The organism is Erwinia aphidicola, assembly GCF_024169515.1.
Lineage (GTDB): Bacteria > Pseudomonadota > Gammaproteobacteria > Enterobacterales > Enterobacteriaceae > Erwinia > Erwinia aphidicola.
This window is the reverse complement of sequence record NZ_JAMKCQ010000001.1, coordinates 1199146-1224314: the sequence shown is the minus strand read 5'-3', so window position 1 is coordinate 1224314 and position 25169 is coordinate 1199146. Positions and strand designations below refer to the sequence as shown.

General features: G+C 54.9%; 31 protein-coding genes. 14 read left to right on the top strand and 17 right to left on the bottom strand.

Going from position 1 to position 25169, the window contains the following annotated elements:
* Nucleotides 1–63: 63 nt before the first annotated feature.
* From npr to J2Y91_RS05615, 11 genes are all read right to left on the bottom strand, one after another.
* Nucleotides 64–336, bottom strand: coding sequence for a PTS phosphocarrier protein NPr (gene npr, locus J2Y91_RS05665; RefSeq protein ID WP_048914448.1), 273 nt, complete (start codon nt 334–336; stop codon nt 64–66).
* Nucleotides 333–1187, bottom strand: a complete 855-nt coding sequence (gene rapZ, locus J2Y91_RS05660) for an RNase adapter RapZ (RefSeq protein ID WP_048914449.1) — start codon at nt 1185–1187, stop codon at nt 333–335. Before rapZ ends, npr begins: the two co-directional genes overlap by 4 nt.
* A gap of 41 nt (nt 1188–1228) precedes the next feature.
* On the bottom strand, nt 1229–1711 hold the full coding sequence (gene ptsN / locus J2Y91_RS05655) for a PTS IIA-like nitrogen regulatory protein PtsN (protein ID WP_048914450.1): 483 nt from the start codon (nt 1709–1711) through the stop codon (nt 1229–1231).
* A gap of 176 nt (nt 1712–1887) precedes the next feature.
* Nucleotides 1888–2175: a ribosome hibernation promoting factor gene (gene hpf, locus J2Y91_RS05650; protein ID WP_062818062.1), complete on the bottom strand. Its 288-nt coding sequence runs from the start codon at nt 2173–2175 to the stop codon at nt 1888–1890.
* A 22-nt stretch (nt 2176–2197) separates the two neighbouring features.
* Nucleotides 2198–3631, bottom strand: a complete 1434-nt coding sequence (rpoN, locus tag J2Y91_RS05645; RefSeq protein ID WP_048914454.1) for an RNA polymerase factor sigma-54 — start codon at nt 3629–3631, stop codon at nt 2198–2200.
* Between the two features lie 48 nt (nt 3632–3679).
* Nucleotides 3680–4405, bottom strand: a complete 726-nt coding sequence (lptB, locus tag J2Y91_RS05640) for an LPS export ABC transporter ATP-binding protein (protein WP_048914455.1) — start codon at nt 4403–4405, stop codon at nt 3680–3682.
* A 5-nt stretch (nt 4406–4410) separates the two neighbouring features.
* Nucleotides 4411–4959, bottom strand: coding sequence for a lipopolysaccharide ABC transporter substrate-binding protein LptA (gene lptA, locus J2Y91_RS05635; protein WP_048914456.1), 549 nt, complete (start codon nt 4957–4959; stop codon nt 4411–4413).
* Nucleotides 4931–5506: an LPS export ABC transporter periplasmic protein LptC gene (gene lptC / locus J2Y91_RS05630; protein ID WP_048914457.1), complete on the bottom strand. Its 576-nt coding sequence runs from the start codon at nt 5504–5506 to the stop codon at nt 4931–4933. Before lptC ends, lptA begins: the two co-directional genes overlap by 29 nt.
* Nucleotides 5503–6069 carry a 3-deoxy-manno-octulosonate-8-phosphatase KdsC gene (gene kdsC, locus J2Y91_RS05625; protein ID WP_133622601.1) on the bottom strand — a complete coding sequence of 189 codons (567 nt, stop codon included), beginning with the start codon at nt 6067–6069 and terminating at the stop codon, nt 5503–5505. The genes lptC and kdsC overlap by 4 nt, the downstream gene beginning before the upstream one ends.
* A gap of 17 nt (nt 6070–6086) precedes the next feature.
* Nucleotides 6087–7073 carry an arabinose-5-phosphate isomerase KdsD gene (kdsD, locus tag J2Y91_RS05620; protein WP_133622602.1) on the bottom strand — a complete coding sequence of 329 codons (987 nt, stop codon included), beginning with the start codon at nt 7071–7073 and terminating at the stop codon, nt 6087–6089.
* A gap of 15 nt (nt 7074–7088) precedes the next feature.
* Nucleotides 7089–8069 (bottom strand): calcium/sodium antiporter, encoded by a 981-nt coding sequence (locus J2Y91_RS05615; protein WP_048914460.1) that lies wholly within the window; start codon nt 8067–8069, stop codon nt 7089–7091.
* A gap of 228 nt (nt 8070–8297) precedes the next feature.
* Here J2Y91_RS05615 and mlaF point away from each other — a divergent pair, with 228 nt between their 5' ends.
* The 7 genes from mlaF to murA all read left to right on the top strand — a co-directional run bounded on the left by mlaF (nt 8298) and on the right by murA (nt 13223).
* Entirely contained in the window at nt 8298–9110 is an 813-nt protein-coding gene (mlaF, locus tag J2Y91_RS05610; protein WP_048914461.1) for a phospholipid ABC transporter ATP-binding protein MlaF, read from the top strand.
* 7 nt (nt 9111–9117) lie between these two features.
* Complete coding sequence (gene mlaE, locus J2Y91_RS05605; protein ID WP_133622603.1) at nt 9118–9900, top strand: lipid asymmetry maintenance ABC transporter permease subunit MlaE; 783 nt, start codon at nt 9118–9120, stop codon at nt 9898–9900.
* Between the two features lie 4 nt (nt 9901–9904).
* On the top strand, nt 9905–10453 hold the full coding sequence (gene mlaD, locus J2Y91_RS05600; protein WP_048914463.1) for an outer membrane lipid asymmetry maintenance protein MlaD: 549 nt from the start codon (nt 9905–9907) through the stop codon (nt 10451–10453).
* A gap of 11 nt (nt 10454–10464) precedes the next feature.
* On the top strand, nt 10465–11100 hold the full coding sequence (gene mlaC / locus J2Y91_RS05595) for a phospholipid-binding protein MlaC (protein ID WP_133622604.1): 636 nt from the start codon (nt 10465–10467) through the stop codon (nt 11098–11100).
* A complete protein-coding gene (gene mlaB, locus J2Y91_RS05590; RefSeq protein ID WP_048914465.1) occupies nt 11100–11396 on the top strand; it encodes a lipid asymmetry maintenance protein MlaB in 297 nt (98 codons plus the stop codon). Before mlaC ends, mlaB begins: the two co-directional genes overlap by 1 nt.
* A gap of 227 nt (nt 11397–11623) precedes the next feature.
* Nucleotides 11624–11878, top strand: a complete 255-nt coding sequence (ibaG, locus tag J2Y91_RS05585; RefSeq protein ID WP_048914466.1) for a BolA family iron metabolism protein IbaG — start codon at nt 11624–11626, stop codon at nt 11876–11878.
* 76 nt (nt 11879–11954) lie between these two features.
* Nucleotides 11955–13223 (top strand): UDP-N-acetylglucosamine 1-carboxyvinyltransferase, encoded by a 1269-nt coding sequence (murA, locus tag J2Y91_RS05580; protein ID WP_099753981.1) that lies wholly within the window; start codon nt 11955–11957, stop codon nt 13221–13223.
* 51 nt (nt 13224–13274) lie between these two features.
* Here murA and J2Y91_RS05575 read toward each other — a convergent pair whose 3' ends face one another.
* Nucleotides 13275–13535: a helix-turn-helix domain-containing protein gene (locus J2Y91_RS05575; protein ID WP_048914468.1), complete on the bottom strand. Its 261-nt coding sequence runs from the start codon at nt 13533–13535 to the stop codon at nt 13275–13277.
* A gap of 239 nt (nt 13536–13774) precedes the next feature.
* Complete coding sequence (gene ispB, locus J2Y91_RS05570; RefSeq protein ID WP_048914469.1) at nt 13775–14749, bottom strand: octaprenyl diphosphate synthase; 975 nt, start codon at nt 14747–14749, stop codon at nt 13775–13777.
* Between the two features lie 255 nt (nt 14750–15004).
* On the opposite strand from ispB, the gene rplU reads away from it, so the two are divergent.
* The 4 genes from rplU to cgtA all read left to right on the top strand — a co-directional run bounded on the left by rplU (nt 15005) and on the right by cgtA (nt 17865).
* Nucleotides 15005–15316 carry a 50S ribosomal protein L21 gene (rplU, locus tag J2Y91_RS05565; RefSeq protein WP_048914470.1) on the top strand — a complete coding sequence of 104 codons (312 nt, stop codon included), beginning with the start codon at nt 15005–15007 and terminating at the stop codon, nt 15314–15316.
* A gap of 15 nt (nt 15317–15331) precedes the next feature.
* Entirely contained in the window at nt 15332–15589 is a 258-nt protein-coding gene (rpmA, locus tag J2Y91_RS05560) for a 50S ribosomal protein L27 (protein ID WP_048914471.1), read from the top strand.
* Nucleotides 15590–15694: 105 nt separating this feature from the next.
* Entirely contained in the window at nt 15695–16690 is a 996-nt protein-coding gene (locus J2Y91_RS05555; RefSeq protein ID WP_253537640.1) for a DMT family transporter, read from the top strand.
* Complete coding sequence (cgtA, locus tag J2Y91_RS05550; RefSeq protein WP_048914473.1) at nt 16687–17865, top strand: Obg family GTPase CgtA; 1179 nt, start codon at nt 16687–16689, stop codon at nt 17863–17865. Before J2Y91_RS05555 ends, cgtA begins: the two co-directional genes overlap by 4 nt.
* 140 nt (nt 17866–18005) lie before the next feature.
* Here cgtA and pmrB read toward each other — a convergent pair whose 3' ends face one another.
* From pmrB to dacB, 3 genes are read right to left on the bottom strand one after another with little or no spacing between them, the layout of a single operon-like run.
* On the bottom strand, nt 18006–19061 hold the full coding sequence (gene pmrB, locus J2Y91_RS05545) for a two-component system sensor histidine kinase PmrB (protein WP_253537638.1): 1056 nt from the start codon (nt 19059–19061) through the stop codon (nt 18006–18008).
* Entirely contained in the window at nt 19058–19720 is a 663-nt protein-coding gene (gene pmrA, locus J2Y91_RS05540; protein WP_187498678.1) for a two-component system response regulator PmrA, read from the bottom strand. The genes pmrB and pmrA overlap by 4 nt, the downstream gene beginning before the upstream one ends.
* 4 nt (nt 19721–19724) lie before the next feature.
* Nucleotides 19725–21158 (bottom strand): serine-type D-Ala-D-Ala carboxypeptidase, encoded by a 1434-nt coding sequence (gene dacB / locus J2Y91_RS05535; RefSeq protein ID WP_253539468.1) that lies wholly within the window; start codon nt 21156–21158, stop codon nt 19725–19727.
* A gap of 249 nt (nt 21159–21407) precedes the next feature.
* Between dacB and greA the strand changes: the two genes are divergently transcribed.
* Nucleotides 21408–21890, top strand: a complete 483-nt coding sequence (gene greA, locus J2Y91_RS05530; protein WP_048914481.1) for a transcription elongation factor GreA — start codon at nt 21408–21410, stop codon at nt 21888–21890.
* A 130-nt stretch (nt 21891–22020) separates the two neighbouring features.
* Here greA and yhbY read toward each other — a convergent pair whose 3' ends face one another.
* Nucleotides 22021–22314: a ribosome assembly RNA-binding protein YhbY gene (gene yhbY / locus J2Y91_RS05525; protein WP_048914482.1), complete on the bottom strand. Its 294-nt coding sequence runs from the start codon at nt 22312–22314 to the stop codon at nt 22021–22023.
* Nucleotides 22315–22442: 128 nt separating this feature from the next.
* Between yhbY and rlmE the strand changes: the two genes are divergently transcribed.
* Both rlmE and ftsH read left to right on the top strand, forming a co-directional pair.
* Nucleotides 22443–23072 carry a 23S rRNA (uridine(2552)-2'-O)-methyltransferase RlmE gene (gene rlmE / locus J2Y91_RS05520; protein ID WP_048914483.1) on the top strand — a complete coding sequence of 210 codons (630 nt, stop codon included), beginning with the start codon at nt 22443–22445 and terminating at the stop codon, nt 23070–23072.
* A 102-nt stretch (nt 23073–23174) separates the two neighbouring features.
* Nucleotides 23175–25109, top strand: coding sequence for an ATP-dependent zinc metalloprotease FtsH (gene ftsH, locus J2Y91_RS05515; protein ID WP_048914484.1), 1935 nt, complete (start codon nt 23175–23177; stop codon nt 25107–25109).
* Nucleotides 25110–25169 lie beyond the last annotated feature (60 nt).

Below are 25169 nucleotides of genomic sequence, written 5' to 3'. Positions count from 1 at the left end.
GAGTGAAGCAGTACTGCATTTACGAGCTCATACGCGGTAAGGATTTGATACGGCCTGTTACACTCAGTCTTCGTCGAACCCGGCGTTAAACAGGTCAATCACCGCCGCCAGCGCTTCCTCTTCCTGCAGGCCGCTGGCCTCCACTTCAATATGCCCACCCTTGGCGGAGTCGAGCATCAGCAGGGCAATCACGCTGCTGGCTTCTGCTTCCGTGCCGCTTTCATTGCGCAGCAGCACTTCTGCATCAAAACTCTGTACCAGCTCAAACAGCTTCATCGCCGGGCGGGCGTGCATGCCCAGCTTGTTTTTAATTTCAACGGTTTGCTTCACGGTCATGATTTGCGTTTTTCCAGCGTGCGATGACGGGACTGTACGTTTTTCCCGCGCGAGCGGAAATAATCTGCCAGCTGTTCGGCAATGTACACCGAGCGGTGTTTACCGCCGGTACAGCCAATCGCCACGGTCAGATAGCTGCGGTTATTGGTTTCCAGCATCGGTAACCACAGCTCAAGGTAGCTGCGCGTCTGGTAGATAAAATTGTGAACTTCGGTGTGGCGGTCGAGGAAGGCAGCAACCGGGCGGTCGAGGCCCGTCATCGGGCGCAGCTTCGGGTCCCAGTGCGGATTAGGCAGGAAGCGCACGTCAAACACATAATCGGCATCAATCGGAATGCCGTGCTTAAAACCAAATGACTCAAACACCATCGTCAGCTCGCGCTCACGCTTGCCCAGCAGTCGGGTACGCAGCATTTCGGCCAGCTCGTGCACTGACATTTCCGAGGTGTCGATAATCAGGTCAGCGCGCGAACGCAGCGGCTCCAGCAGATCGCTCTCTTCATCGATCGCGCTTTCCAGCGACAGATTCTTGCTGGAGAGCGGATGCAGACGACGGGTATCGCTGTAACGGCGGATCAGCGTATTGCGGTCGGCATCCAGGAACAGCAGCTGCGGCGAAAAACAGTCCGGCAGGCTGTTCAGTGCAGTTTCAAACACTTCCGGGGATTCCGGCATGTTACGCACGTCAATGCTCACCGCGGCGGACATGTTACGCTCAGAAAGTGAGCGAGCCAGGTCTGGCAGCAGTACCACGGGTAAGTTATCCACGCAGTAAAAGCCCATATCTTCCAGCGCCCGCAGGGCGACTGATTTACCTGAGCCAGAACGTCCGCTGACGATCATCAGCACCATTAACTCTTCTCCCCGTTTGTCTCAACGCGATACAACTGCGTTTAGCTCTCTTCGTGATCTTCCGTGATGATCTCATACAGATCTTCATCGGTCTGAGCGGCACGTAAACGGCGCAGCACCGTTTTATCGGCCAGGCGTTTGGCCACCAGCGACAGCGTGTGCAGATGCGTCTTGCACTGATCTGCCGGAACCAGCAGGGCAAACAGCAGGTCTACCGGCTGATTATCAATGGCGTCAAACGCGATAGGCTGGTCAAGGCGAATAAACACCCCAACGGCGCGCAGCGTATCTTCTTCCAGCTTACCGTGCGGGATGGCAATGCCGTTGCCAATGCCGGTACTGCCCATACGCTCACGCGTCAGGATAGCTTCGAAAATTGTCTGGTGCGGCAGATTTAACTGCTTCGCTGCCAGCTCGCTGATAATTTCCAGCGCCCGTTTTTTGCTCTGACAGTGCACGCCATTACGGGTACACGCAACGCTCAATACGGAGCCCAGTTCCAGTTTCAGATCATTGTTCATCATAGTTTCACTTAGGTATTCACTTGCACAGGGCGATAGCTCGAACCCGACATTCGGATCGCGAGATTAACATGCCGTATTGATTAACGGCTCGTCTTCCCGAAGGAACACGAGCCGAAAACGCTTCCGGCTTAACTGATATTGGGTTCGCCGAAAAAACAATCAATGTACAGTGAAGTTTAGTGTTGTTTTAGCTTATCTTTATGTTTATTTAACTGGCGGGCGAGCTTATCAACCAGCCCGTCAATCGCCGCGTACATATCTTTATCTTCCGAGGTGGCGTGCAGCTCCCCACCGTTCACATGCAGCGTGGCATCTGCAATCTGTGTCACTTTCTCCACCTTTAACACGATATAGACCTGATTGATGCGGTCAAAGTAGTGTTCCAGTTTGGCAAACTTTTCAGTTAAAAAATCACGCAGTGGCTGGGTGATTTCAACGTGTTGTCCAGTGATATTGAGCTGCATAGTGTCTTCCTTCTCAGTGCTTTCAGACCAGCTGTTTGCGCTGGTTTGATGGTGGGATGGATAAAGACTCTCGGTATTTTGCCACAGTGCGCCGGGCCACCATAATCCCCTGATCGGAAAGAAGGGTGGTGAGCTTGCTGTCGCTGAGCGGTTTGGCGGGATTCTCCGCCGAGATTAATTTCTTCACCAGCGCACGGATCGCCGTGGAGGAGGCTTCGCCACCGCCCTCGGTATTGACGTGGCTGGAGAAAAAATACTTCAGTTCAAAAATGCCGCGCGGGCTGTGCAGGTATTTCTGCGTGGTCACGCGCGAGATAGTCGACTCGTGCATTTCTACGGCGCTGGCAATATCGGCCAACACCATCGGACGCATGAACTCTTCACCCTGCTCGAAAAAGGCCTGCTGCTGGTCGACGATACAGCGCGTTACCTTCAGCAGCGTATCGTTGCGGCTTTCCAGGCTTTTAATCAGCCACTTCGCTTCCTGCAGATTGCTGCGAATAAACTGCGTGTCGCTGTCGCTGCGCGAGCTGGCGCCGAGGGAAGCGTAATGCTGGTTAATCTTCAGGCGCGGCACGCTGTCGGCGTTGAGTTCCACCGTCCAGCGATTGCTGGCTTTGCGTACCAGTACATCCGGGATGACGTATTCTGGTTCCTGGGTGTTGATCGACTGGCCCGGGCGCGGGTCGAGGGTCTGGATCAACTGCATCGCCCCTTTCAGCACCTCTTCCTTCAGGCGGGTGACGCGCATCAGGCTGCGGAAGTCGTGGTTTGCCAGCAGATCCAGGTGCTCGCCGACGATTAAGCGCGCCTCTTTCAGCAGTGGAAAATCAGTCGGAAACTGAGAGAGCTGCACCATCAGGCAATCGCGCAGATCGCGGGCGCAGACGCCGACCGGGTCAAAACGCTGTACGCGCTTCAGCACCGCTTCAACTTCATCCATCGACAGCTCGTCATCACCAATGCTGCCGAGGATTTCATCCAGCGTCACGGTGAGATAGCCTGTATCGTCAACCGCATCAACAATCGAGGTTGCTATCGCGCGGTCAGTGTCGGTAAACGGCGTCAGTTCAACCTGCCACATCAGGTAATCCTGCAGCGTCTGGGTGGTTTCACCCTGATAGACCGGCAGTTCATCATCATGATAGTCAGTGCCCGTACCGGATGGCGTGCCGGCGGTGTAGATCTCATCCCAGGTGGCATCGAGCGGCAGCTCTTCCGGCATGTCCTTCTGTTCCAGCGCCTCGCGGGTATCCAGCGCTTCGGTTTCCTGATATTCGCGGGTATCAACTTCTTCGTGAATGTCGGTCTGTTCAAGCAACGGGTTACTTTCCAGCGCCAGCTGAATTTCCTGCTGTAGTTCAAGCGTAGAGAGTTGCAGCAGGCGAATGGCCTGCTGCAGTTGTGGCGTCATGGCAAGCTGTTGGCTCAGCCTGAGTTGTAAACCTTGCTTCATATTCAGAATATTAATTCCCCAGAAATCTTACCGAATGTGAACACCTTATCAGAGTCTGAACTCTTCACCCAAATAGACGCGCTTAACTTGCTCATCGGCCAGGATCGCTTCCGGGGTGCCATGGGCGATCAGATGCCCCTGGCTGACGATATAGGCTCGTTCGCAGACTGCCAGCGTTTCGCGTACGTTATGGTCGGTGATCAACACGCCCAGACCGCTGTCACGCAGGTGCTCAATAATCTTTTTAATATCAATGACGGAGATCGGGTCAACACCGGCAAAGGGCTCATCCAGCAGGATAAACTTCGGGTTAGCGGCCAGCGCGCGGGCAATCTCGACGCGGCGGCGTTCACCACCGGAAAGCGCCTGACCCAGGCTGTCGCGCAGGTGCTCAATGTGGAACTCGGCCAGCAGTTCATTCGCGCGGTCGTCGCGCTGCTCGCTGGTCAGGTCATCACGGATCTGCAGGACGGCCATCAGGTTGTCGTAAACGCTCAGACGACGGAAGATGGAGGCTTCCTGAGGCAGGTAGCCAATACCACGACGCGCACGGGCATGCAGTGGCAGAATACTGATGTCTTCATCGTCGATCACGATACGCCCCGCATCACGCGGCACAATCCCCACCACCATGTAGAAGGTGGTGGTTTTACCTGCACCGTTCGGGCCCAGCAGGCCGACGATTTCGCCGGATTTAACTTCCAGGCTGACATCTTCAACCACGCGACGGCCTTTGTAGGCCTTCGCCAGGTTTTCCGCAATTAAGGTTGCCATGTTAGTTAGTTACTCTTTTTCTGACCGTTTGACTGAGTGCCTTTATCCTGCAACTGCGACGGCACTAACACGGTGGTGACGCGTTTGCCGGTGCTGCCAAAGGCCTGCATTTTTTGCTCTTTGACCAGATAGGTGATTTTGTCACCTTTCACGTTGCTGTCGAGCTGTTCCAGATAAGCGTTGCCGGTCAGTTCGACCAGGTCTTTTGCCAGCTCGTAATGCATTTTCTGGGCGTGGCCCTGCACCGGCTTGCCGTTATCCTGCATCTGGTAGAAAGTTGCCGGATTACCATAGGCATCAACAATGGTTTTATTGCTGTCGCCGCCCGGACGGGTCACCACCACTTTATCCGCGGTGATTTTGATCGAACCCTGGGTGACGATAACTTTGCCGGTAAAGGTAGCCACGTTGCCCTGCATATCCAGCGCCTGGTTTTCTGAATCGACGTTAACCGGTTTCTCGGAGTCGCCGGTCAGTGCCAGAGCGGGCAGGCTGGCGGCAAGCAGCAGTGATGCCGTCAGAAGTTTAAGGCTGTTGTTCATTTTGAATTTCATAAGATGTTTTGACCTTTTCAATCAACTCGGCAGTTTTCTTCCGTAAATTCCCACGCATCTTCATACCTGTAGAGTTAAAGCTGCGGCCATAAAGCGTAACCTGATCGTCTGAAGTGACATCCTGAGTGGTCAGGTTAATTTGAGCGTTATCGGTTTTAATCCGCTCAAGCTGAGCGTCTTTGGTCAGGCTGTTCACTTCCACATGACCATAGAGATAAAGCATGCGGTCATTAGTGAGCTTGGCTTTGTCCGCCCGCACCGACCAGGTTGGAATTTTGTTTTCGTCGTAGGTCGTCATCACCGGGTTATCAAACCAGCTCACCGCTTCGGTCTGGAAGTAGGTGACCTTGTCTGACACCAGCTTATAGCTCAGCGCGCCCTCAGGGTTGTACACCACCGTATGAGAATTATCGCTCATATAGGTCGGTTCCGTGTCGTCACTCCGGGTCGCGTTGCTATCGCTGTCGTTTCCGGTCAGGTTCCAGCCGATCAGCACAATGGCGACCAGCGCCAGTATCAGCGTTATCCAGCGTCTTGTTTTGCTCATACTGACTGCCCTTTGGCCTCTTCAAACTTACCTTGCGCGATCAAAATAAGATCGCAAATTTCCCTCACGGCACCGCGTCCCCCGGCAATTCGGGTCACGTAGTCCGCACGGGGCAATAAAACAGGGTGTGCATCGGCCACGGTCACACTCAGGCCAACTTCCGCCATGACCGGCCAGTCGATCAGGTCATCACCAATATAGGCAACCTGCCCGGCACGAAGCGATAGTGTATCCAGAAGTTCACGGAAGGCCAAAAGCTTATCTGTCTGTCCCTGGTAAAGATGGGTAATTCCCAGCGTGGCGCAGCGATCTTCCAGCAGTTTGGCTTTACGGCCGGTAATAATCGCCACTTCAATGCCGCTGGTCAGCAGGCAGCGAATGCCATAACCATCGCGCACGTTGAAGGCTTTGAGCTCTTCACCGTTATTTCCCTGGTAAATCACCCCGTCGGACATCACGCCGTCAACGTCACAAATCAACAGCTTAATTTGCTGTGCCTGCGCCATGACCTGCTGGCTGACTGCGCCATAACAGGTCTCAATGGTGGCTACTGGATTGCTCATTATTTTCAGTTCCTGGTTTATACAACGCCTGCGCGCAGCATGTCATGCATGTGAACCACGCCGAGCAGCTGATCGCCATCGGCGACCATTACGCAGGTAATATTTTTATTCTGCATCAGGTTTAACGCATCCACGGCCAGCGTATTCGGGCGCACGCGCACGCCACCTGGCGTCATCACGCTGGCGATACTGGCATGCTGGATATCAATGCCCATATCGAATACGCGGCGTAAATCACCGTCGGTAAAGATGCCTTCGATTTTCATCAAGTCATTGCAGATTACCGTCATTCCCATGTTTTTACGGGTGATTTCCAGTAGGGCATCACGCAGAGAAGCATCACGGCTGACGTGCGGCATCTCGCTGCCGGAGTGCATGATATCATCAACGCGCAGCAGCAGTTTACGGCCCAGCGCCCCGCCAGGGTGAGAGAGCGCAAAATCTTCCTGGGTAAAACCGCGAGCTTTTAGCAGCGCAACGGCCAGGGCATCACCCATCACTAAGGTTGCGGTGGTGCTGGTGGTCGGGGCCAGGCCCAGCGGGCAGGCTTCCTGCGGCACTTTAACACACAGGTGGATATCTGCCGCACGTCCCATTGCGCTGTCAGGGCGGCTGGTGAGGCAGATTAGCGAAACATGCAGGCGTTTTAGCACCGGGATCAGCGCCAGAATTTCGGAGGACTCGCCGGAGTTGGAAATGGCAATCACCACATCGGATGGGCTTACCATACCGAGATCGCCGTGGCTGGCCTCAGCCGGATGAACAAAAAATGCTGACGTACCGGTGCTGGCAAAGGTCGCCGCCATCTTCTTACCGATATGACCGGATTTGCCCATCCCCATCACCACGACTTTGCCACGGCAGCGATAAATCAGCTCGCAGGCCCGGCTAAAGTCGTCGTTAATGTACCGATCGAGCTGTTCCAGCCCTTCACGTTCAATCCGTAAAACCTCTTTCCCGGCCTGTTGAAAGTCAAAGTCGGGATCGGCCGTGATATGCGCCATAATTCTCCAGTCCTTTTACCAGAAGGTCACTGAGGGGAACTGATACAGCATTCCCACCCAGACGATAAATCCGCACAGCAACAACGCGCCTGCCAGCCGACCAATGCGGCGACTGCGCTGCAAACAGATCAGTGTAAACAGGGCACTGACTCCCAGCATCACCCAGTAATCACGGGCGAAAGCGGCGGAGTCGAGTGTGCCTGGGTGAATCAGTGCCGGAATGCCCAGCACAATTGCCATATTATAAATGTTAGAGCCGATAAGGTTGCCGATGGCGATATCATCTTCGCCCTTCAGCGCGCCAGCAATCACCGTTGCCAGCTCCGGCAGGCTGGTGCCGACCGAAATAATCGTCAGGCCAATCACCAGTTCGCTGACGCCGAAATAGTCGGCAATCACCGTGGCGTTGTCGATGACCATGCGTGTCGACATCGGCAGCACAATCAGCGCCACTGCCAGCCACAGAAAGGCGACAGTATTGCCGACGTCATCTCGCGGCAGTTCAGCCAGCTGCTCACGCGTGAGCGAGTCGCTGTTTTCGCGTTCGGCGCGGCGAGCAATCTTGATGATAAACATCAGATAGATAGCGGCAATGGCGATCATCGCCAGACCATCGTTGCGGCTCAGCTCGTTATCAAACAGCATGACGCCGCACAGCAGCGTCACCAGCAGCATCAGCGGCAGCTCACGGCGTACCAGTCTGGAGTGGACGGTGAGCGGGTGCAGCAGCGCGGCGCCGCCAAGGATCAGTAAAATATTGGTAATATTTGACCCCATCGCGGTGCCAACAGCGATATCCATCTGCCCGTGCGTGGCGGCGGAAAAGGAGACAATCAGCTCCGGTAATGAGGTGCCAATGCCCACCACCGTCATGCCTATAATCAAGGGTGGAATCCCCAGCGACCGGCACAATATTGCGGCGCTAAACACCAGACGATCGGCTCCATAAACCAGTAAGACTAAACCGATAATCAATAGTGCTGTAGCTACGAGCATGAAGTGTCCTTTGGATCGGGTATAATCGTTGGTTACCGTTTGCTTTAAAGAGTTAAGGCAAAGAAAATTTAATGGCTGTGATTTTGACGGTCTGCGAGTGAAAAGTAAAACTTATGCCAGCTTTAGCTACGTTATTGCGGTAAGTTTCTGTAAAAGTGTCCGGTCCGATAGGTAATACGTTACCATTGGGGATAAATTTAACGCCTGAGAATAAGGAATGAGGTAACTATGAGCCAGACGGAGACGAATTTGGTGGATGTGCGGGGCGTGAGTTTTTCCCGTGGCAACCGGCCGATTTTCGATAACATCTCGCTTACGGTGCCCAAAGGGAAGGTCACCGCGATAATGGGTCCTTCCGGCATAGGCAAAACCACTTTACTGCGTTTAATCGGCGGGCAGATCCCTCCGGACAGCGGTGAAATCTGGTTTAACGGCGAAAATATTCCCACGCTGTCGCGCTCACGCCTGTATGAGGCGCGTAAAAAAATGAGCATGCTGTTCCAGTCAGGGGCGTTATTCACCGATCTTAGCGTGTTTGATAACGTGGCATGGCCGCTGCGTGAACATACCCAGCTGCCAAAAGCGCTGCTGCATAGCACTGTGATGATGAAGCTGGAAGCGGTGGGCCTGCGCGGTGCCGCCAATCTCAAGCCTTCTGAACTCTCCGGCGGGATGGCGCGGCGTGCGGCACTGGCGCGTGCTATCGCGCTGGAGCCAGACTTGATCATGTTTGATGAACCCTTCGTGGGCCAGGATCCCATCACCATGGGCGTGCTGGTGAAGCTGATCGACGAACTGAATCACTCATTGGGCGTCACCTGTATCGTGGTATCGCACGATGTGCCTGAGGTGCTGAGCATTGCCGATTACGCTTATATCATTGCGGATCAGAAAGTGATCGCTCAGGGTACAGCCCCTGAACTGCGTGATAACGAAGATGCCCGCGTGCGTCAGTTTATTGACGGCATTGCTGATGGCCCGGTACCTTTCCGTTTCCCTGCAGGGGATTACCTGCAAGATTTAGTCGGCTCAGGGAGTTAACAGACTGATGTTTCTAAGAGCACTGGCGTCATTAGGGCGTCAGGGAATTAATACCTGTGCCTCATTTGGCCGCGCCGGACTGATGCTGTTCCATGCGCTGTTTGGCATCCCCCGTTTTCGTAAGCACGCTCACCTGCTGGTTAAACAGCTGTACAGCGTTGGCGTGCTTTCACTGCTCATCGTGATCGTATCCGGGCTGTTTATCGGCATGGTGCTTGGCCTGCAGGGTTACCTGGTGCTGAAAACCTACAGCGCGGAAACTAGTCTGGGTATGATGGTCGCGCTGTCGCTGCTGCGCGAGCTGGGGCCGGTGGTGACCGCGTTGCTGTTTGCCGGGCGTGCCGGTTCGGCCCTGACGGCAGAGATTGGCCTGATGAAAGCCACCGAGCAGCTCTCCAGCATGGAGATGATGGCGGTTGACCCACTGCGCCGCATTATATCGCCGCGTTTCTGGGCGGGCTTTATCAGCATGCCGCTGCTGACGCTGATTTTTGTCGCGGTTGGGGTGCTGGGTGGCGCGCTGGTTGGCGTGGGCTGGAAAGGGATTGACCCTGGCTTCTTCTGGTCAGCGATGCAGAGTGCGGTCGACCTGCGAACAGATATTATCAACTGCGTGATCAAGAGCGCCGTATTTGCGGTGACTGTGACCTGGATTGCGCTGTTTAACGGCTATGACGCCATCCCGACTTCTGAAGGGATCAGTCGGGCAACGACGCGTACCGTGGTACATGCTTCACTGGCAGTACTCGGTCTGGATTTTGTGCTTACGGCACTGATGTTTGGGAACTGATGCAATGCAAACGAAAAAAAGCGAAATTTGGGTAGGCGCCTTCTTACTTTTGGCGCTGTGCGCGATCATCTTTCTCTGTCTGCGCGTTGCCGACCTGAAATCCCTCGGCAATGAACCGACTTGGAAGCTTTATGCTACTTTTGACAATATTGGTGGCCTGAAAACAGGTTCCCCGGTCAAAGTGGGCGGCGTGGTGGTGGGGCGCGTAACCGATATCACGCTGGATCCGAAAAACTACTCACCGAAAGTCGCTATGGATATTGAAGACAAATATAACAATATCCCTGACACCAGCTCACTGGCGGTACGGACTTCCGGTCTGCTGGGCGAACAGTATCTGGCGCTGAATATCGGTTTTGATGACCCGGAAATGGGCACCGCAACCCTGAAAGACGGCGGCACCATTCAGGACACCAAGTCAGCGATGGTGCTGGAAGATCTGATAGGCCAGTTCCTCTACAAGAGCGGGAACGGCGACAACAAGAATCCACCTGCCGCGGGCGATGAGGCGGCTCCGGCCGCAGCAGCGCCTGCTGCGGCGAACAATCCATAAGAGGGCAAGTAATGTTTAAACGTTTACTGATGGTCGCGATGCTGGTCATTGCACCCGTAGCGGCGAATGCCGCAGCCGACCAGACCAATCCTTACAAGCTAATGAATGAGGCGGCGCAGAAGACCTTTGACCGCCTGAAAAACGAACAGCCTAAAATCAAGCAGGATCCTAACTATCTGCGGCAGGTCGTGCGTGAAGAGCTGCTGCCGTATGTGCAGGTGAAATATGCGGGAGCGCTGGTGCTGGGCCGCTACTACAAAGAAGCCACCCCGGCACAGCGTGAAGCCTATTTTGCGGCTTTCAGCGACTATCTGACCCAGGCATACGGCCAGGCGCTGGCGATGTATAACGGCCAGACTTATCAGATCGCCCCGGAGCAGCCGCTGGGTGATGCAAACATTATCGCTATCCGCGTCACCATCATCGACCCGAACGGCCGACCACCGGTGCGCCTGGACTTCCAGTGGCGTAAAAACAGCGTCAGCGGAAACTGGCAGGCGTTTGATATGATCGCTGAAGGCGTGAGTATGATTAGCACCAAGCAGAATGAGTGGAGCGGCGTGCTGCGTCAGCAGGGCATCGACGGCCTGACCGCGCGCCTGAAGTCGGCAGCAAATGAGCCTATCACGCTGGACAAGAAGCAGTAATGGACGGGCAACTGCGCTGGCAGGTCGAGGACGACCGGCTAACTCTTGCCGGCGAGCTGGAACGTGAAACGCTGCTGCCGCTTTGGCAGCAGCGTGCTGAGGTGATGGGCCGGGTTGAGATTATCGACGTTGCGGGCCTGCAGCGCGTGGACTCCGGTGGCCTGGCCCTGCTGGTCCATCTGCGCCAGATCGTGCTAGCGCGTGGCAAAGCGCCGCGTTTTACCGGGATCACGGATAAACTGCGTTCGCTGATCACCCTCTACAACCTGCAGAAAATTATTGCCGAAGGCGAGTAAGGCACTGGGCGCGTTAGTCCGGCAGCAGTAGCCGTGGAACGCGTTGAGTTTACTCGTTTTTACCCAAGGGAGCGCATTGTCGCTCCCTTCTTCGTTACGCGCCGGGAGTGTTATCTGTTCTCATTTAGGCTTTTTCTCAAAGCGCAGGCATTTTTTGCTTGTTTAAGAGTCGGGCAGATTCCACTAAGATGTGTGCCTGTTTATTATCAAGTGAATTTAAGAGCATCATGGAAACGAGTGAAATTCAATCCGTGCTGATGAGCGCGCTACCGCTGCAGGAAGTCCACGTAACCGGAGATGGCAGCCATTTCCAGGTGATTGCCGTGGGTGAACTGTTTGGTGAACTGAGCCGCGTTAAGAAACAGCAGACTGTCTATGCTCCGCTGATGGAGTACATCGCGGATAACCGCATGCATGCGGTTTCCATCAAGACTTATACCCCTGAAGAGTGGGCGCGTGACCGTAAGTTAAACGGTTTTTAAGCTGCCAGAGTTTGCCACGCGTAACGTGGTGAGGCGCTGGCGGCAGATTTTTAGCTGACAACAGAGAGCAGTTGCAATGGATAAATTTCGTGTACAGGGTCCGACCCGTCTGAGTGGTGAAGTCACTATTTCCGGGGCCAAAAACGCCGCATTGCCGATCCTGTTCGCTGCTTTGCTGGCTGAAGAGCCGGTAGAGATTCAGAATGTCCCGAAGCTGAAGGACATCGATACCACCATGAAGCTGCTCAGCCAGCTGGGTATGAAAGCAGAACGTAATGGTTCCGTGCATCTGGATGCCAGTGAGGTCAACATTTACTGTGCGCCTTACGATCTGGTGAAAACCATGCGCGCTTCTATCTGGGCGCTTGGTCCGCTGGTGGCGCGTTTTGGCCAGGGGCAGGTTTCACTGCCCGGCGGCTGCGCTATCGGTGCGCGCCCGGTTGACCTGCATATCACCGGTCTGGAGCAGCTTGGCGCCACGATTAAGCTGGAAGAGGGCTACGTGAAAGCCTCGGTTGATGGCCGCCTGAAAGGCGCACATATCGTGATGGATAAGGTCAGCGTTGGCGCAACCGTAACCATTATGAGTGCGGCCACGCTGGCCACCGGCACCACCGTGATTGAGAATGCGGCCCGCGAGCCGGAAATCGTTGATACCGCTAACTTCCTGAACACGCTGGGGGCGAAAATCACCGGCGCAGGCAGCGACCGCATCACCATTGAAGGCGTGCAGCGCCTGGGCGGCGGCGTGTACCGCGTACTGCCTGACCGTATTGAAACCGGAACCTTCCTGGTCGCTGCGGCGATCTCCGGCGGTAAAGTGGTGTGCCGTGCGGCACAGCCTGACACTCTGGATGCCGTACTGGCTAAGCTGCGTGAAGCGGGTGCCGATATCGAAACCGGTGAAGACTGGATCAGCCTGGATATGCACGGTAAGCGTCCTAAGGCCGTCAATCTGCGCACCGCGCCGCATCCGGGCTTCCCAACCGATATGCAGGCCCAGTTCAGCCTGCTGAACCTGGTAGCGGAAGGGACCGGTGTAATTACCGAAACCATCTTCGAGAACCGCTTTATGCACGTGCCAGAGCTGGTACGCATGGGCGCACACGGCGAGATCGAAAGCAACACGCTGATCTGCCACGGGGTGGAAAAACTGTCCGGTGCACAGGTTATGGCTACCGATCTGCGTGCTTCCGCCAGCCTGGTTCTGGCTGGCTGTATCGCAGAAGGCACCACCATTGTGGATCGTATTTACCACATCGATCGTGGTTACGAGCACATTGAAGACAAGCTGGCCGCTCTTGGGGCGAATATTCAGCGCGTAAGCGGCAGCAGCGAAGAGTAATCTTTGCGCGCAGCAAGAAACAGGGTCGGTAGATAATACCGGCCCTTTTTTTTACTTGCGGATGCGCTGCTTGCGATCGAGCAGCCGGTGGGTGTGCGGATCATAGTAGCGGCTCGGCCAGATCTCCGATGGATGAATATTCAGCGCATCAGCAATCAACCATTCACCTTTCGGCCACGGGCGGCACAGGGTGTTGGCGAGTGTCGATGAGCTTAAGCCAGCCTGTCGGGATTGTGCGGCTAGCGTGGTGCCTTTTTTACGCAGCGCGGCAATAATATCGGCGGGGTGCCAGTCTTGCTGATTGTGTCTCACGTGCTTACCCTCCTTGGGCACTTTTGGATATAACAGGTGCTTTATAGCAAATAATTTCCATTTATTTCCAGTAAAATGAGCGACTAAAACATTTTTTGCGTAGTACTACGCAAAAGTACAGGTAATGGCGTGAGGTTGTTGCATAAAGATGAGAAGGCGGGCAGAACTGCCGGGCTAAATAGCCGGATCGTGGAGAGAAAAAAAGCGCGGCAGGCCGCGCTCTTAAAGCAGAATCGAGATTAGAATTCGCGCTGTACTGACATATGTGCCAGCGCTTCCAGCGCGCTACGCCACGGTGATTCCGGTAATACATTCAGCGCAGCGATCGCCTTATCGGCTTCTTTCTCTGCGGCGTCGCGGGTCCATTCCAGGGAACCACATTCACGCATGGTTTCCAGAACAGGTTCCAGTAAATGACGGCCGTTACCCTCTTCAATCGCCGAGCGAATCATCGCAGCCTGCTCCGGGTTGCCGTTACGCATCGCGTGCAGCAGCGGCAGCGTTGGTTTGCCTTCGCTCAGGTCATCACCGACGTTTTTCCCCAGAGTTTTGCCATCGGCACTGTAATCGAGAAGATCGTCGATCAGCTGGAAAGCGGTGCCGATATAGCGGCCATAATCCTGCAGCGCCTGCTCCTGTGCTGCGGTGGCACCGGCGAGGATTGCCGACGATTGCGCCGCCGCTTCGAACAGGCGTGCGGTTTTGCTGTAGATCACCCGCATGTAGCTCTCTTCGGTGATATCCGGGTCGTTACAGTTCATCAGCTGTAACACTTCCCCTTCCGCAATCACGTTCACCGCTTCCGACATCAGCGCCAGCACCTTCAGTGAACCCAGGCTGGTCATCATCTGGAAAGCGCGGGTATAGATGAAGTCGCCGACCAGCACGCTGGCGGCATTGCCAAATGCCGCATTGGCGGTGGCTTTGCCGCGCCGCATATCGGATTCGTCGACGACGTCGTCGTGCAGCAGCGTCGCGGTGTGAATAAATTCGATCAAAGCTGCCACGGTAATATGCTGCTTACCGGAGTAATCATTCACCGCGCGTGCAGCCAGCACGGCGATCATTGGGCGGATGCGTTTCCCTCCGCCGCTGATTATGTAGTAGCCCAGCTGGTTGATAAGGGATACATCGGAGTTCAGCTGGTCGAGTATTGTCGCATTGACGTCCGCCATATCTTGCGCGGTGAGTTCGTTTATCTGTTCTAAGTTCATCAGTCTTTTCAGCTATCGCTCAGTTCGCTGCTATGATAAGCGCCTTAACCCGTGCCTGTGGCATGAAATGTATGACAGATTGTACTGCAAAAACGCGGCGGTGAAACGTCTCCATTCATGTTGCGTTTTTTTTCTGCAATACAGCGTAACAGGCACTTGTCTTTAGTGAGGAAGTTGCGTAGAATTCGCGCCCTATTGTGAATATTTATAGCGCAGCCCGAAATCAAAGAAGGCAAGCGCGAGAGCGGAGTTTATATGTACGCGGTTTTCCAAAGTGGTGGTAAACAACACCGAGTAAGCGAAGGTCAGACCGTTCGCCTGGAAAAGCTGGACATCGCAACCGGCGAAGTTGTTGAATTCGACCAGGTTCTGATGATTGCTAACGGCGAAGACGTTCAGATCGGCGCACCATTAGTTTCTGGTGGCCTGGTTAAAGCGGAAATCGTTGCTCACGGTCGTGGCGACAAAATCAAGATTGTTAAGTTCCGTCGTCGTAAACATTACCGTAAGCAGCAGGGTCACCGTCAGTGGTTCACTGATGTGAAGATCACTGGCATCAGCGCTTAATAGGAGATCTGACAAATGGCACACAAGAAAGCTGGTGGTTCGACTCGTAACGGTCGTGACTCCAACGCAAAACGCCTGGGCGTAAAACGTTTCGGCGGCGAAACTGTTCTGGCTGGTAGCATCATCGTTCGTCAGCGTGGCACCAAATTCCACGCGGGCACCAACGTTGGCTGCGGCCGTGACCACACTCTGTTTGCAACTGCAGACGGCCAGGTCAAATTCGAAGTTAAAGGCCCGAACAACCGTAAATACATCAGCATCGTTGCTGAGTAATTAGGTTTTCGTGCCGCAGAGTGGCAAATGCCGCTCTATGCGACGACGAAAAGAAAAGCCCCGCACTAGACTGCGGGGCTTTTTACATTCTGCCAGGGAACACCGATGTCAGTCAGTAAGCAGCAGGCAGGGATAGGGACCGCTCTCGCGCTGGTCACTGCAATGAGCTGGGGCTCGTTGCCTATTGCGATGAAACAGGTGCTGGTGGTGATGGATCCCGCCACGGTGGTGTTCTACCGTTTTCTCCTTGCAGCAGCAGGCCTGGGCGCAATTTTAGCGCTGAAACGCCAACTGCCGCCGCGTGACTTCTTTCGTCACCCGCGCTGGCTGGTCTGGGTGTTAATTGCCACCGCGGGTCTGGTGGGCAACTTCGTGCTGTTTGGTTCTTCGTTGCAGTATCTCAGCCCTACCGCCTCCCAGGTGATTGCCCAACTGGCACCGCCGGGCATGATGCTCGCCAGCGTATTCATCCTGAAAGAGAGGATGCGTGGCAGCCAGATCGTCGGTGGGGTGATGCTGTTATGCGGACTGGTGATGTTCTTTAACACCAGCCTGATTGAGATCTTCACGCGCCTGACGGATTACACCTGGGGTGTGATCCTCGGTGTCAGCGCGGCCATGGTGTGGGTAGTGTACGGCGTGACGCAGAAAATTTTGCTGCGCCGTCTGGGCTCGCAACAAATCCTGTTTTTGCTGTACACTTTATGTGCAGTGGCGCTGTTACCGAGGGCTCGGTTGGAGCTGTTGTGGCAGCTGGACGGCTGGCAGTTAGGCTGTCTGTTATTTTGCGCGCTCAATACCCTGGTGGGTTATGGCGCGCTGGCGGAAGCCTATGCACGCTGGCAGGCGGCACAGGTCAGCGCAATCGTGACGCTGACGCCCTTATTTACCCTGCTGTTTTCAGAATTTTTATCGCTTGGCTGGCCCGACTTTTTTGCCATTCCGCAACTCAATACCTTAGGGTTTGTTGGAGCAATCGTCGTGGTGTCAGGCGCCATGTTTTCCGCAATTGGTCATCGCTTATGGCCACGGCGGAGCAATCCCGACCCGCTGCCAGCAGGCAGTGAGCCCGGGCGAATGAGTGACGGAGAAGTAAAATGAAGTTTGTTGATGAAGCGACGATTCTGGTAGTAGCGGGCGACGGCGGCAATGGCTGCGTCAGCTTCCGTCGTGAGAAATATATTCCGCGTGGTGGTCCAGACGGGGGTGATGGTGGTGACGGCGGCGATGTCTATATGCAGGCTGATGAAAACCTCAACACCCTGATTGACTACCGTTTTGAGAAATCCTTCCGTGCCGAGCGCGGGCAGAACGGCCAGAGCCGTGACTGTACCGGTAAACGCGGCAACGATATCCTGATCAAAGTGCCGGTCGGCACGCGTATTATCGACCAGGGTACCGGTGAAACGCTGGGTGATATGACTCACCATCAGCAGCAGATGATGGTAGCGAAGGGCGGCTGGCACGGTCTGGGTAACACCCGCTTCAAATCCTCCGTAAACCGTACGCCACGCCAGAAAACAATGGGCACCCCGGGCGAAAAGCGCGACCTGCAGTTGGAGCTGATGCTGCTGGCCGACGTCGGTATGCTGGGCCTGCCAAACGCCGGTAAATCGACCTTTATTCGCGCGGTTTCTGCCGCGAAGCCAAAAGTGGCCGATTACCCGTTCACCACCCTGGTGCCAAGCCTCGGCGTGGTGCGCATGGACAGCGAGCAGAGCTTCGTGGTGGCCGATATTCCAGGGCTGATCGAAGGTGCATCTGATGGTGCTGGCCTGGGTATTCGCTTCCTGAAGCACCTCGAGCGCTGCCGCGTTCTGCTGCACACTATCGATCTGGCGCCGATTGACGAAAGCGACCCGGTTGAGAATGCGCGCATCATCCTCGGCGAGCTGGAAAAATACAGCGACAAGCTGTTCAATAAGCCACGCTGGCTGGTGTTCAACAAAGTTGACCTGCTGGATGAGGAAGAGGCGCAGGCGCGTGCTAAAGCGATCGCAGACGCGCTGGGCTGGACCGAGAAGTATTACCTGATCTCCGCGGCGAACCGTGTGGGCGTCAATGCGCTGTGCTGGGACCTGATGTCCTTTATCAACGCCAACCCGAAAGAAGCAGAACTGGAAGCGAAGCAGCCAGAGAAAGTGGAATTCATGTGGGATGACTACCATCGTCAGCAGCTGGAAGAAGCACAGCCAGAAGTTGAAGAAGACGATGACTGGGATGACGACTGGGACGAAGACGACGAAGAAGGTGTCGAAACGGTCTATCAGCGTTAATCCACGCTAAAAAAAACGGGACGCCACTGGCGTCCCGTTTTACATGGTGCTAACCGATAATCGCGGTGGTCAGGCGGGAGATGCAGCACGGCCGATCCCGCTGACTCAGGCGTTTTTTATCCACTGGGGGAAGGCGGCGATTAACCGAGTTGGTAAGGTAGCCAGCAGGTGGCGATCAATCCCTGGCGGTCTGTGCGGTTGGCCAGGTCAAAATTGCCGTGGTGAATCTGGATAATGCGCTGGACGATATTCAGCCCGAGGCCGCTGCCACCATAGCGCTGGTCCATCCGGCGGAAGGCTTTTACCACTTCGCGCACTGCGCTTTCTTCGATGCCGGGGCCTTCATCGCTGACGGTGATTTCACTGCCATCATTGCCGGCAGTGATATTCAGTGTGACGGTGCTGTCCGGTGGGCTGTAGCGTGAGGCATTTTCCAACAGGTTGCGTAGCATCAAACGCAGCAATACCGCGTCGCCTTGAGCCGTCAGCATCAGATCGCCGCTGACGATCAGCTGCTGCTGACGCAGGGCCAGCAGTTCATTAATCTCTTCGCGCAATGGTTCAACGATCTCCTGCCACGATACCGTCTGATAATGCCCGCTGGCCAGCGCGTGGCCTGCACGCGACAGCATCAATAGCTGTTCGATAACGTGCATCAGCTGATCGATGCGCTCAACCAGCATTGGCCCTTTTTTTACCCCTTCCTGCTCCAGCAGTTCCAGATGCAGACGCAGGCCCGCCAGCGGGGTGCGCAGTTCATGCGCCGCGTCGGCGGTGAATAATCTTTCCTGCTGCAGCTGATGATCCAGGCGGCCCAGCAGCTGATTCAGCGCGCCGGTAACCGCGACAATTTCATCCATGTCAGAATGCAGCGGCAGCGGGGTGAGATTATCGGCAGAGCGGGCGGTGAGGCTTTTTTGCAGCGAACGCAGCGGGCGGATGATCCAGCTGATGGCCCAGAATGAGAGCAGCAGCGTGAAGCACACCATCACTAAAGAGGGGAGCAGCAGTGAGGCAATCGCCTCGCGGATCTCATTTTCGACGTGCTCATTGCGGGAATGGGCGGAGAGCGTTTCGTTGACCAGAAAGCTGATCTGCTCACGGCTCTCATGCCACAGCCATAACGCGCTCATCAGCTGGCAGCTGAGCAGGATCAGCGCCAGCATGATCAGCAAACGCCGACGCATACTGTTCATTCACGCTCTTCCAGGCGATAGCCGACGCCGCGTACCGTTTTGATCCGATCCTTACCCAGCTTGCGGCGCAGATTGTGAATGTGAACCTCGAGGGTGTTGGAGCCGGTATCATCCTGCCAGCTGTAGAGATCCTGCTGTAAGGTTTCGCGATGTACGGTCTGACCGATGCGCATTAATAGCCGGGTCAGAAGGGCAAACTCTTTCGGGGTGACTTCGACCGGCTTGCCCTCAACCCCCACCTGCTGAGAGGAGAGATTGAGCGCAATGTCACCATGCTGCAGCAGGTTATCGCTCTTACCCTGGTAGCGGCGGATCAGTGCACGGGCGCGCGCTTTCAGCTCAACCAGCGCAAACGGCTTGATCAGGTAGTCATCTGCGCCGGCATCCAGCCCCTCCACGCGATCTTCTAACGCATCGCGTGCGGTGAGGATCAGCACCGGCAGGTCAACCTGCTCTTTGCGCCACTGGCGCAGCAGGTCGGCTCCGTCCCGGTCCGGCAGGCCAAGGTCCAGCACGATTAAACTGTACTGAGCGTTTTGCAGCAAGGCCACCGCTTCGCGGGCGTTGGCGGCACAGTCAACCGCATATCCCTCACCGGTCAGGGCGAGGGATAATCCTTCCTGCAGCAGCACATCATCTTCAACGATCAGTATTTTCATCGGCTCAGTTGTTCTGATAAACGTCTTTATACAGACGGCTTTCGAAGCGCACCAGTGGGATACGGCGCTGACGCTGATCCTCAGGTGGTACGGCGTAACCAGACAGATACTGGACAAAAGCCACGCGCTGTCCGCTGGCGGTGGTCATAAAGCCGGCCAGGTTGTAAACACCCTGCAACGAACCCGTTTTGGCGGACACTTTGCCATCCACGCCGGCTTCATGAAGACCGCCGCGATAGCGTAAGGTTCCGTCATAACCCGCCAGCGGCAGCATAGAAATATAGTTTAGCTGCTGATCGTTCTGCGCAATGTACTGCAGCACCTGCATCATTGTCGCAGGCGAAATCAGATCGTGGCGCGACAGGCCGGAACCGTCGACCTGAATGCTGTTACCGAGATCGATATTGGCTTTCTGACGCAGGATCTGACGTACGGCATCCGAGCCTGCTCGCCATGTGCCCGGCACGCCGAAGCGCTCATGACCGATGGTGCGGAACACCGTATCAGCGATCATATTGTCGGATTTTTTCAGCATGATCTTCAGCAGATCGTGCAGCGGAGCCGACTGCGTCGCGGCCAGTACGGTACCGGTTTGCGTCACCTGCGTCTGGCGCACCAGATGCCCGGTATAGTCGATACCGGCGCTCTGAAGTTCGGATTTGAGGATAGCACCCGCATAGCTCGCTCCATCCTGTATCGCGAACGCCAGCGGCAGCGGCTCACTGCGCTGCGTCAGGCAGCCGGTGAGCGTAAAGCGGTTCAGCTCACCGGGGACCACGTCCAGCTCGCAATACTGCGCATCCGGTGACCCTTTTGCCAGAGTGCGCACTTCGCTGAACATATTGACCGGATACCAGGAAGCCACGCGGATAAAGGCTTTTTCTCCCGGATTCGGCGCGCTGTACAGCGACACCGAGAAGCAGTTACGGTCAACGATAGCGGCGCCAGGCGGAGCACTAAAGCACTGGGTCATATCATTCCACGGCCAGCCGGGGGCTTTGTCGTGGCTGGCGAACACCGAGGTGTCGATCACCAGGTTGCCGTCAATATGCTGCACGCCCTGTTTCTTCAGCGCCGCCACCATATTGCGCAGGTCCTGACGCGTCAGCGTCGGGTCACCGCCGAAGCGTGCTACGAGATCGCCACGCAGCGTATCGCCGCTCAGGCTGCCTTTGCTTTCGAGCTGGGTGTGAAAACGGTAATCAGGACCAAGCTGTAACAGTGCCGCCAGCGCGGTGATCACTTTCATGGTACTGGCCGGCAGCGCCATCTGCTGGCTGTGATAATCAATCGAGGGCGACGCAGCGCCAATTTTCTGCACAATCAGCGCCAGGTTCGCGCCGTCGGGTAAGTATTGGGTGTAGTCTTCGACGGGGGCTGCCTGCGCTTGCAGCATAAATGCGCAGCTAATGCCGGTGACAATTCGTGAAAATCGCATAATCTCGCGGTAACTGACAGGTGATGCTGTCATACTACGGTGCATCGTGGTGGAAAGTAAACGATGACCCTTGAGGAACTCTGGGGTAAAATACGTATCAAATTGCAAAATAAGCCAGACCCTGGAAACTGCTCCGGGTCAGGCTTCTTTCGTTTTAAATCAGTAATAAGCGCCGCGGGACGCCTTTCCTGCATGCCATGCGTCAGGACGACGACACATTGAACAGGACAGATTTTACGAGGTATTGAGATGAATCAGATTCCGATGACGTTAAAGGGCGCGGAAAAATTGCGCGAAGAGCTGGAAGAGCTGAAAACCGTAAAACGCCCAAGAATTATTGCCTCAATTGCGGATGCAAGGGAACACGGCGACTTAAAAGAAAATGCGGAATACCATGCTGCCCGTGAGGAGCAGGGGTTCTGTGAAGGCCGTATTCAGGAAATCGAAGCCAAGCTTTCCAATGCTCAGGTGATCGATGTCACAAAAATGGCCGGCAATGCGAACGGCCGCGTGATTTTTGGCACCACCGTTACCGTGCTGAATGTCGAAACGGACGAAGAGTCGACCTACCGCATTGTGGGCGATGATGAAGCCGATTTTAAAAAGAACCTGATTTCAGTGAACTCTCCGATGGCGCGCGGTTTGATTGGTAAAGTCGTTGATGACGTTACCATTGTCAAAACCCCCGGCGGCGATGTCGAATACGAAATCCTGAAAGTAGAGTATCTTTAATTATTCTCTGAAGGTTTTGTAAAGATAAGAAAAAGGCCGCATCGCGGCCTTTTATCAGAATCAGGAGCATGGCACTTTCTCCAGACCTGAGCTTAGTATGGACGGGCCGTGACGAAAAACGGCCGACTCCTCAGCGCGGAATGGAGATCTTGCGTTCCTTCGTTGGACGGTACAGCACCAGCGTCTTGCCGATGACCTGCACGTTAACTGCACGTGTTTCGCGCACGATAGCTTCCACTACCAGGGCTTTCGTCTCACGATCTTCTGTGGCGATTTTCACCTTGATAAGTTCATGGTGCTCAAGTGCTTGTTCGATCTCGGCCAGCACCCCTTCGGTCAAACCATTGTTGCCCAGCATGACAACGGGCTTCAGAGGATGGGCCAGGCCTTTCAGGTGCTGTTTTTGTTTGGTACTCAGATTCATCGTATTTTTTACTTACATTGGGATTGAAAACGGGTCATTCTACCGCCATCTCTGGTGTATCACCAAATCGGCAGAGCTGATTTGCGCGGTTTATTTATCGCGAACAACGAATCATAGTTGGAAATTGTATGACTGGTAAAAAGCGTTCGGCCAGTTCCAGCCGCTGGCTACAGGAACACTTTAGCGATAAATATGTGCTTCAGGCACAGAAAAAAGGGTTGCGCTCGCGCGCCTGGTTTAAACTTGATGAAATACAGCAAGGCGACAAGCTTTTCAAACCTGGTATGACCGTGGTTGACCTCGGCGCGGCGCCAGGCGGCTGGTCGCAATATGTGGTAACGCAGATTGGGTCAAAGGGGCGCGTCATCGCCTGTGATATCCTGCCAATGGATCCCATCGTTGGTGTCGATTTCCTTCAGGGCGATTTTCGTGATGAACTGGTATTGAAAGCCCTGCTGGATCGCGTAGGGGATACCAAAGTTCAGGTTGTGATGTCAGATATGGCACCAAACATGACGGGTACCCCTGCAGTTGATATTCCCCGCTCGATGTATTTATGTGAGCTGGCGTTAGAGATGTGCCGTGATGTTCTGGCACCTGGCGGCAGTTTTTTAGTGAAAGTGTTTCAGGGAGATGGCTTTGAAGAATACCTGCGGGAAATTCGCTCCCTGTTTACGAAAGTAAAAATTCGTAAGCCGGACGCTTCACGCTCTCGTTCGCGTGAAGTGTACATTGTAGCGACAGGGCGCAAACTATAACCCTAATAGCCGGGATCACAGCGATTCCAGATATGACGGATATATAGTACCCTACGCTGTCTGTTAACACAGTTGTAATATGAGGTTAATCCCTTGAGTGACATGGCGAAAAACCTAATTCTTTGGTTAGTCATCGCAGTCGTGCTGATGTCTGTATTCCAGAGCTTTGGGCCCAGCGAGTCGAATGGCCGTAGGGTTGATTATTCAACCTTCCTGTCTGAAGTGAACCAGGATCAGGTCCGCGAGGCACGTATTAACGGGCGTGAGATTAACGTAACCAAAAAAGACAGTAATCGATATACGACCTACATCCCCGTCAACGACCCCAAGTTACTCGATAACCTGTTGACTAAAAATGTAAAAGTAGTGGGTGAACCACCAGAAGAGCCGAGCCTGCTGGCTTCAATCTTCATTTCCTGGTTCCCTATGCTGCTTCTTATCGGTGTCTGGATCTTCTTTATGCGTCAGATGCAGGGCGGCGGCGGAAAGGGCGCGATGTCCTTCGGCAAGAGCAAGGCCCGCATGCTGACAGAAGATCAAATCAAAACAACCTTTGGCGATGTTGCCGGTTGTGACGAAGCTAAAGAGGAAGTGAGCGAGCTGGTTGAATACCTGCGCGAGCCAAGCCGCTTCCAGAAACTCGGCGGTAAAATTCCGAAAGGCGTGCTGATGGTCGGTCCTCCGGGTACCGGTAAAACCCTGCTGGCAAAAGCGATTGCCGGTGAAGCAAAAGTGCCTTTCTTTACCATTTCCGGTTCTGACTTCGTTGAAATGTTTGTTGGTGTGGGTGCATCTCGTGTGCGCGACATGTTCGAACAGGCTAAGAAAGCCGCGCCGTGCATCATCTTTATCGATGAGATCGATGCCGTTGGCCGTCAGCGCGGTGCCGGTTTAGGTGGTGGTCACGATGAGCGTGAGCAGACGTTGAACCAGATGCTGGTTGAGATGGACGGCTTCGAAGGCAATGAAGGCATCATCGTTATCGCCGCAACTAACCGTCCTGACGTACTCGACCCTGCGCTGCTGCGTCCGGGCCGTTTTGACCGTCAGGTTGTCGTTGGTCTGCCGGATGTTCGCGGACGTGAGCAGATCCTGAAAGTGCATATGCGCCGTGTACCGCTGGCGACGGATATCGATGCGGCAATCATTGCGCGCGGTACGCCTGGCTTCTCCGGTGCTGACCTGGCTAACCTGGTCAACGAAGCTGCTCTGTTCGCGGCACGTGGTAACAAGCGTGTGGTGTCGATGGTAGAGTTTGAAAAAGCCAAAGACAAAATCATGATGGGTGCGGAACGTCGCTCCATGGTGATGACCGAAGCACAGAAAGAGTCTACCGCGTATCACGAAGCAGGCCATGCCATCATCGGCCGTCTGGTTCCTGAGCATGACCCGGTACATAAAGTGACGATTATTCCACGTGGACGCGCTCTGGGTGTGACCTTCTTCCTGCCTGAAGGCGACGCCATCAGCGCCAGCCGTCAGAAACTGGAAAGTCAGATCTCCACCCTGTACGGCGGCCGTCTGGCGGAAGAGATTATCTACGGTGTGGAACATGTTTCTACCGGCGCGTCGAACGACATTAAAGTCGCTACTTCGATCGCACGTAACATGGTTACGCAGTGGGGCTTCTCTGAGAAACTCGGTCCGTTGCTGTATGCAGAAGAAGATGGCGAGGTGTTCCTCGGCCGCTCCGTGGCGAAAGCTAAGCATATGTCTGACGAAACCGCGCGTATCATCGACCAGGAAGTTAAGTCACTGGTAGAAGTGAACTACAAGCGTGCCCGTGTCCTGCTTGGTGAGAACATGGACATCCTTCACGCGATGAAAGACGCGCTGATGAAGTATGAAACCATTGATGCTCCACAGATCGACGACCTGATGGCACGCCGCGAAGTGCGTCCGCCAGCGGGTTGGGAAGACTCTGGTAGCAGCAACAGCTCAGACAACAACGGCACGCCTAAGGCGCCGCGTCCGGTCGATGAACCGCGTACGCCAAACCCAGGTAACACCATGTCAGAGCAGTTCGGCGACAAGTAATTTTGCCGCAGTAAGCTGTTATAATCGAAACCCCGGCGCTGACCGGGGTTTTTTTATATC

Coding starts and splice junctions, on each gene's coding strand:
- npr (WP_048914448.1), bottom strand. CDS start 336: ATGACCGTGAAGCAAACCGTTGAAATTAAAAACAAGCTGGGCATGCAC.
- rapZ (WP_048914449.1), bottom strand. CDS start 1,187: ATGGTGCTGATGATCGTCAGCGGACGTTCTGGCTCAGGTAAATCAGTC.
- ptsN (WP_048914450.1), bottom strand. CDS start 1,711: ATGATGAACAATGATCTGAAACTGGAACTGGGCTCCGTATTGAGCGTT.
- hpf (WP_062818062.1), bottom strand. CDS start 2,175: ATGCAGCTCAATATCACTGGACAACACGTTGAAATCACCCAGCCACTG.
- rpoN (WP_048914454.1), bottom strand. CDS start 3,631: ATGAAGCAAGGTTTACAACTCAGGCTGAGCCAACAGCTTGCCATGACG.
- lptB (WP_048914455.1), bottom strand. CDS start 4,405: ATGGCAACCTTAATTGCGGAAAACCTGGCGAAGGCCTACAAAGGCCGT.
- lptA (WP_048914456.1), bottom strand. CDS start 4,959: ATGAAATTCAAAATGAACAACAGCCTTAAACTTCTGACGGCATCACTG.
- lptC (WP_048914457.1), bottom strand. CDS start 5,506: ATGAGCAAAACAAGACGCTGGATAACGCTGATACTGGCGCTGGTCGCC.
- kdsC (WP_133622601.1), bottom strand. CDS start 6,069: ATGAGCAATCCAGTAGCCACCATTGAGACCTGTTATGGCGCAGTCAGC.
- kdsD (WP_133622602.1), bottom strand. CDS start 7,073: ATGGCGCATATCACGGCCGATCCCGACTTTGACTTTCAACAGGCCGGG.
- J2Y91_RS05615 (WP_048914460.1), bottom strand. CDS start 8,069: ATGCTCGTAGCTACAGCACTATTGATTATCGGTTTAGTCTTACTGGTT.
- mlaF (WP_048914461.1), top strand. CDS start 8,298: ATGAGCCAGACGGAGACGAATTTGGTGGATGTGCGGGGCGTGAGTTTT.
- mlaE (WP_133622603.1), top strand. CDS start 9,118: ATGTTTCTAAGAGCACTGGCGTCATTAGGGCGTCAGGGAATTAATACC.
- mlaD (WP_048914463.1), top strand. CDS start 9,905: ATGCAAACGAAAAAAAGCGAAATTTGGGTAGGCGCCTTCTTACTTTTG.
- mlaC (WP_133622604.1), top strand. CDS start 10,465: ATGTTTAAACGTTTACTGATGGTCGCGATGCTGGTCATTGCACCCGTA.
- mlaB (WP_048914465.1), top strand. CDS start 11,100: ATGGACGGGCAACTGCGCTGGCAGGTCGAGGACGACCGGCTAACTCTT.
- ibaG (WP_048914466.1), top strand. CDS start 11,624: ATGGAAACGAGTGAAATTCAATCCGTGCTGATGAGCGCGCTACCGCTG.
- murA (WP_099753981.1), top strand. CDS start 11,955: ATGGATAAATTTCGTGTACAGGGTCCGACCCGTCTGAGTGGTGAAGTC.
- ispB (WP_048914469.1), bottom strand. CDS start 14,749: ATGAACTTAGAACAGATAAACGAACTCACCGCGCAAGATATGGCGGAC.
- rplU (WP_048914470.1), top strand. CDS start 15,005: ATGTACGCGGTTTTCCAAAGTGGTGGTAAACAACACCGAGTAAGCGAA.
- rpmA (WP_048914471.1), top strand. CDS start 15,332: ATGGCACACAAGAAAGCTGGTGGTTCGACTCGTAACGGTCGTGACTCC.
- J2Y91_RS05555 (WP_253537640.1), top strand. CDS start 15,695: ATGTCAGTCAGTAAGCAGCAGGCAGGGATAGGGACCGCTCTCGCGCTG.
- cgtA (WP_048914473.1), top strand. CDS start 16,687: ATGAAGTTTGTTGATGAAGCGACGATTCTGGTAGTAGCGGGCGACGGC.
- pmrB (WP_253537638.1), bottom strand. CDS start 19,061: ATGAACAGTATGCGTCGGCGTTTGCTGATCATGCTGGCGCTGATCCTG.
- pmrA (WP_187498678.1), bottom strand. CDS start 19,720: ATGAAAATACTGATCGTTGAAGATGATGTGCTGCTGCAGGAAGGATTA.
- dacB (WP_253539468.1), bottom strand. CDS start 21,158: ATGCGATTTTCACGAATTGTCACCGGCATTAGCTGCGCATTTATGCTG.
- greA (WP_048914481.1), top strand. CDS start 21,408: ATGAATCAGATTCCGATGACGTTAAAGGGCGCGGAAAAATTGCGCGAA.
- yhbY (WP_048914482.1), bottom strand. CDS start 22,314: ATGAATCTGAGTACCAAACAAAAACAGCACCTGAAAGGCCTGGCCCAT.
- rlmE (WP_048914483.1), top strand. CDS start 22,443: ATGACTGGTAAAAAGCGTTCGGCCAGTTCCAGCCGCTGGCTACAGGAA.
- ftsH (WP_048914484.1), top strand. CDS start 23,175: ATGGCGAAAAACCTAATTCTTTGGTTAGTCATCGCAGTCGTGCTGATG.